The sequence below is a fragment of the Acetobacter cibinongensis genome (assembly GCF_000963925.1).
In the GTDB taxonomy this organism is placed as follows: Bacteria; Pseudomonadota; Alphaproteobacteria; order Acetobacterales; family Acetobacteraceae; genus Acetobacter; species Acetobacter cibinongensis.
The window spans coordinates 1-5,880 of the sequence record NZ_BAMV01000068.1 but is presented as its reverse complement, the minus strand read 5'-3'; the positions used below and the strand labels follow the sequence as shown (position 1 = coordinate 5,880).

The 5,880-nt window shown below is 50.1% G+C and carries 3 protein-coding genes; 1 reads left to right on the top strand and 2 read right to left on the bottom strand.

Going from position 1 to position 5,880, the window contains the following annotated elements; genetic code table 11:
* Positions 1 to 239: 239 nt before the first annotated feature.
* Together Abci_RS13855 and Abci_RS13850 are read right to left on the bottom strand one after the other, a co-directional pair.
* A complete protein-coding gene (locus tag Abci_RS13855; RefSeq protein WP_048839761.1) occupies positions 240 to 2,900 on the bottom strand; it encodes a TrlF family AAA-like ATPase in 2,661 nt (886 codons plus the stop codon).
* 659 nt (positions 2,901 to 3,559) lie between these two features.
* On the bottom strand, positions 3,560 to 4,732 hold the full coding sequence (locus tag Abci_RS13850; RefSeq protein ID WP_146807018.1) for an HNH endonuclease: 1,173 nt from the start codon (positions 4,730 to 4,732) through the stop codon (positions 3,560 to 3,562).
* Positions 4,733 to 5,107: 375 nt separating this feature from the next.
* Here Abci_RS13850 and Abci_RS13845 point away from each other — a divergent pair, with 375 nt between their 5' ends.
* Positions 5,108 to 5,515, top strand: a complete 408-nt coding sequence (locus Abci_RS13845) for a hypothetical protein (protein ID WP_048839759.1) — start codon at positions 5,108 to 5,110, stop codon at positions 5,513 to 5,515.
* Positions 5,516 to 5,880: the final 365 nt, after the last annotated feature.

Below are 5,880 nucleotides of genomic sequence, written 5' to 3'. Positions count from 1 at the left end.
CGCTTCACATTCCTTGAGCGGACAGGCAGTTCAGGGGGGCAAACGGACCGTCCGGTTTCGGATGGAAACTTGAAAAACCGGACCTTCAAGATCGCGAAATAATCGCAGCCACAATCTCACTCGATTGTAGTTTTTAGGATTTTGTTGTGAAAAGTTAACAGATTATTCTGTTTTTTCTATCAATACCATGCAGAATGCTATGATAAATAATATAGTTCCGGACCCCACTCCATGGCCGATTAGAACTCGTACTTCTCTTTGCGCTGGATGAAGGCGTCCCGCCCACCTTCCAGAATGCTGGCCACCTGATCCCGTATCACGGGAACATCGATCGAGCCTTGTGCTTCCAGCCCGAGACACCCTTGGTTCTCAGCGGCCGTGAACACACCAATCCACTCAGCATCACCGAACACCGGGATGTTGGCATTGTGTGTCGCGAACAAAAACTGTCGACTAGTCTTTGCCTCCCTCAACTCGGTGACGATCCGATCTGCGATGAAGGCGTTGTCAAGGTTGTCCTCCGGCTGATCCATGAGAAGAGGATCAACGTTCTCAAGCAGTAGCATGTGCAGAATTGCAGTGCACTGCTGACCCGTAGAGAGCTTGTTCAGAGGCCGGAATACCCCATCGGCTTGGCTGTGCGCGACATTCAAAAAGATGTCTACGCGATGCCCCAACTCCAAGGCTTCCAACTCCATGAGCTGAGACGACTGGAGCTTGGTGAGTGCGTCAGCCACCATCTGTGAGACACCCCAATCGAGTTGAATATCGGCAGCCCCTTTCTGGATCGACTGAGCCAGCGACAGCGGGCTGATCGTCTCAGCATCCTCAACGAACGCAAGCCGCTTTTCGCCCACGCCATCTAACTTGCATCCAAGCAGGAACGCCATCAAAGGCATGCGGTAAGCTTCCGGTACGATTTCCACTTTCAGCTTACCCTCAAGTCGCTTGTTTAGCCTCTTCGCGGCTTTCTGCAACGCCTGTATGCGCTGCCCACGCAAATCGGACAGTTCGGCCAACAGGTTTTGCCGTTCTTGACGCAAGGTGTCGCGCTGAGACTCATGCGTCGTCGCCCGCGACTTCATGGGCTTGATGCGCTCGATCTCCTCCATCAACTTCTGGTAGGCAACACCGACCTCCTGCCCGCTCTTTCCAGCAGTGGCGGGTAATGTGCGCAGCGCCTTTTCCAACTCGACATCGTGCGCCTGAATCGCCTGCTGCCATGCGGCATGCTGAGTGGTGAACTGTCCTGCCTTGTCATCAAGCAAGGCCTGCATCGCGGTCAGATGGCCGGTGAATCCCTGCTTGAGTTCATCCAGCGTCGTGCGCATGGCAAGCAACTGGGCAGTATCAGGCAAGCCCTTGAGCGCCTCATCATCGATGAAGTCAAGGTCAGGCAAGCTGTTCCGCAAGTCTGTAATCGCGTCGCGAAAGCTCTGTACGCCCTCGGTCGCGGTCTTTGCAATCTCTCGCTCACGCGCGAGCAATGAGGTCTTGGCAAGCTTCTCCTTGACCCCCAGCTCTTCAAAACCGCGAAGCTGCTCCTCCAGCTTGGGCAAGCGCTCAACCTGTGCATTCAGCTCGTCGAGATCGCTCAGGGACTTCGTAAGCTTCTGCTGGTTGTCCTTCAGGCGCCTACGCACGTCGGCACTCTTGGCGTCGTACTCTCCGTTTTGAGGAAGGAAGCGAGCCAGCAACTGCAGCCGGCTGGTTTCATCTTGGGCCAGCTCGTAAATCTCGTTCTGACCATAAATATCGATGCCCGGCAGCAAGTCGCGCGGGAGTAGGGTCGAGACGTTGCCATTCTCGTCACGCACCATCGGCGGTTCGCTATAACGGCGAGAAATGATGTAATGCTTACCGTTCTGGGAAGAGGACACTACTTTTAGCTCAACCCGACCGGCCGAGCGACCAAGATTTTCCTTGATGATCTCTTGGTGGAGCTTTTGTGCTTGTTTGCCTTTGGGTGGCAAATCCAAGGCGAAGCGCAGGCATTCGAGCAAGGTTGACTTACCCGTTCCACGGCCGCCGATCACCGTGTTGAGATGGTCTGAAAAATCCACCCTGACGCCATCAAGGTAACCACCTGCCACCGTCATGCATGCCACCTTACCAATTGGGCTTTGGGCTTGCTGCGAGTTGAGCCGGACACGCGATCCCGGATCGAGGAAGGCCACCTTGAATGCAGCGAAAGTGGGCCTTGTCATCTTGATGAAGCACGTTGCGCTTGGCTGATCCAAGTCATCAGGCTTGGCAACATCCTTGGCATTGATCGCTGCCACCGGGCGCGCACGCCGATAGCTGTCGTCCTTATTCAACAACACCTTGCGATAGAAATCCCCCTCGATGCTCGTGAGGTCATCTATCGACCCCGGAATCTGGGCTGCGCGCAGCTTGGGGTGCTTCCATACGTGGTTCAGGCGATTTTTCAGCAGCCCACTGTCCTGCGTGCAATGTGCAGCGTAGATGAACCCGCCCAGTAAATCGACCTCTTCGATCAACTCTTCCGAACTCAGCCGAGAAGGCCGGATGCCATCCGCTGGGTCATGGAGCTTGAGGTTGCCAAGGTAGCGATCAAGCTGCTGCACCGTGGTATCCTCGGGAAAGAGACAAACGTAATGCGTCTTGTCGTTCGATGCGATCTCGAAGCCTGGAAACACCACGATCCCATGCGGCTGTAGCACCTGACGTAGAGCATCGACGCTGGTCACGCTGCCGTGGTCAGCCAAACCGACAACCTTGATGCTCAGATCAAGGCACTTTTGAAGCAGTGCTTGGTTGTAGCCGTCCTCATCTAGCCCGTGATCGGCTCCCCTGTAAGTGCCGTTGTAACCGACAGGATTGACCTGCAGAGCACAGCGCCAAAATCTCGCGTAGGTGTACCCAATGCGCTGGTCCATCGGTCGATACCCACCTTCCAGGCAGAAAAATGTCCAGCAAAGCATGTTTGCTGGACGTTAAAAAGTTGACAATGATTTTAACAGACGGACAGCACTTTGGACAGGCCAAACCACCCCTTGCAAAGACTGTCCAGCAAATCACCATTTAATGGGCATTCGAAGGTCATTTCCAGAATGTCCGCTATTGGGAACATTTTCAACAAACCGCAATGACTGGCATCAAGACGTAAGCAAACCTATACGTTGATAAAAATACCATCGCAATTTGTAACCTAATTAAGGGCTTTTTTCGCATAATTAAGGGAGATTCGCATAAATTAAGGGAATTAATAACGTGCTGAAATTTCAGAATATTGACTAACATAATTAAGGAATTTCGACATTTGTTGTCGGAATTCCTTAATTAGGAGAAACCTAGTTCCCATGCCGACCACCGCCACGAAAGTAACCTTAATCAGGTTACAAGAGGTCCCTTAATTAGATTAAAATATGCCCGATCTTCGTCGGACTTGTTTCATACCGAGGATTCTCTCTATCTCCGCCTTGGGGGGGTAAACGGAATGTCAGCTGCAAATTGGTAAGAGTGGAGAACCGGACACTCGTATGATCGATAACATCTGCTCCCAAGCGCAGAGCTATCGACGAACCCGTTCATCTAGTTACGTTCCTGATTGGTCCTTAATGTCCGAACGCAGATTTCTGCGTGGCGGGAGAGGACGTGGCTGATTTAGACTGACGATGAAGGGTATCAACCTTTCTGACATGAGCCGGGCAATGATCCTGAGTTGTTCCTCGGTCAGTATGTCGCCTGGCTGTGCACCACAGTTCTCGAAAGCGTATTGAACGGCTTCGTTTACAGCGTGCGATTGTTCTCGCTGTCGCTTACGAGCCACACCGGGGCCGAAGACCGCGTCGGCCGCCTGCTTAGTAGCCTCATTGTCACAGTGCTTATAATCAAAGATATCCACCATGTCGGCTTGAGAAAATTGTAGGCGGACCGAAAGATCGAATTGCATCCCTGTGGTAGGGTCGATCGCATAACAATTTTCGATATCGGGACCAATATAAGTTTCGGACAAAAGGACCACGGCCCGGAGAAAACCGAAATATTCTACGTAACCAAGCAGCATCCCAGTGGTCGAATTTCCCGAAACTGCTACACAATGCAGAGGCACGCCGACGGGACGTTCGATTAGTAAATCGGTGGTCGAGTAATAGCCAAAACAGGCAGGGGCATTTTGATCTCGAAGGTAAACAAGTGCTTGATCACAAGCTACGGCTGGTATCCCGCTATCATGCACAAGGGCAACGGCCGATTTAACGATTGAGCGCCCTGCCTGGACCCCGCCAATCTGACAGGGAATTTCGACCATCCCTTTAGGATAGGAAGTCCGAGCTTGTACCTTGGTCAGTTCTGACTCAACATCAATCTTTGGGAATTTCCTTTGAAGATCGCGTAAAATTCTGCGTGCCTCGGGCATGTCACGAGCAACTACTTGATATTGGGTTCTTCCGCCTACCTCTGTTTTGTCCACAGTCGGTTTCGGTAACGCAAAGCCTCCTTGGGAGAGCATTCGGAAGGTCTCGCCTGCTGTCGTACTGATTGTTTGATCCGGAATGGACCCACGCTCACGCCTGATATCAAAAAAATGACAAAGCCCGTTCAACTGTGAGGTAAGTACTGCATCCCAGTCGTGCCCGGTTGTATTGTTGCAGCGATTGCAAAGAAATCCCCACACCTTTCGAAAACCACCGATTGCATTGGGAATTATGTGCTCGGCAGAATCGTTTTGTGATGTAAGGCTATGATTACAAATAATACAGTTCGCCATATTGGCGACCTTATGCGTCAACGCGTGTAACGACAAGATCCATCGGGTCGGGGGGCATTCTTTTCATCCCGTGTCCGCTTCTCGGTTCCCCTCATAGGGCTTTGGATAACCGATATGAGGCGACTACCGCCTGTCCACTCTGTTTCTGCTGAGCCGACAGGCAGTTTCGTCGGGAATGGAAAATCTGCTGTTTGCGTTTAGAAGTCGAGAAGGTGTCGGTAGTTTTTCAGTGAACCGCTTCGACATCACCATTCTCACATTGCTTCAAAACTGGAAGCATGAATAAGTAGTAGTGGTGTGAGCTAATTATCTTTTGGTTGACAAAACCTAATATCGTTTCATATTTAACGATATTACAATCGAAGCAGCTTTATTATGAATCAAAATAAATTAACTGAGGCCATAGAAAAAATTGGCAAAGTAAGCTTACGAGGTGGCATCTTCGGCAAGACTACTTTAGCTCTTATTACAACGGTCATTTGTATCTCTGCCATTGTGCTGGCAGCGCGGAACTTATATCTAGATATCGCTGCCGTAATTTTAATATTTATATTTTCCGCTTATTTTTTACGGAGACTTCTTCAATTCGCCGAAAAAAATCCATTGATCGCCATTTTGGATGGTGCGGAATTCGTTGCACATGAGCGTATAATACAGGAATCGAAGTATGGTGGCGTTCTGCAATCACAAGCAAATGCGATCGATCATGCGCAACCAATTATCGATAATGCATCTATAGAAGCAGATGATATTGAAGAACCTAAAAAAATAGAGGGGCAGTGATGACAGGTTTTTTCGTTGTTTATTTAGATCGAAAGCCAGATGTCACTGCTGATCAAGTTGAGGAGAAAATGAACAAAGCAATCGACTGGTATAAAGTCGATTCTAAAATGTGGATTCTCTATTCAAGCTCAAGCGTTGAAAAGTTATATGCAAGACTATCACCTCTTGCAAAAGAGGGGGGTAACGTATTCATCTGCGAATTAAACATAGATAATCGACAGGGATGGATGTCCAAATCTTTTTGGAGTTGGATTAAAAAGGAACGTTAGAGAAGAGTAGGAAAGTGTGTCCGCTTCAAGCAAGGAAAACCTAAGCTTTTTACGTCCGATATGAGGCGTCTGCCGCCTGTCCGCTTCACATTCCTT

Coding starts and splice junctions, on each gene's coding strand:
- Abci_RS13855 (WP_048839761.1), bottom strand. CDS start 2,900: ATGGACCAGCGCATTGGGTACACCTACGCGAGATTTTGGCGCTGTGCT.
- Abci_RS13850 (WP_146807018.1), bottom strand. CDS start 4,732: ATGGCGAACTGTATTATTTGTAATCATAGCCTTACATCACAAAACGAT.
- Abci_RS13845 (WP_048839759.1), top strand. CDS start 5,108: ATGAATCAAAATAAATTAACTGAGGCCATAGAAAAAATTGGCAAAGTA.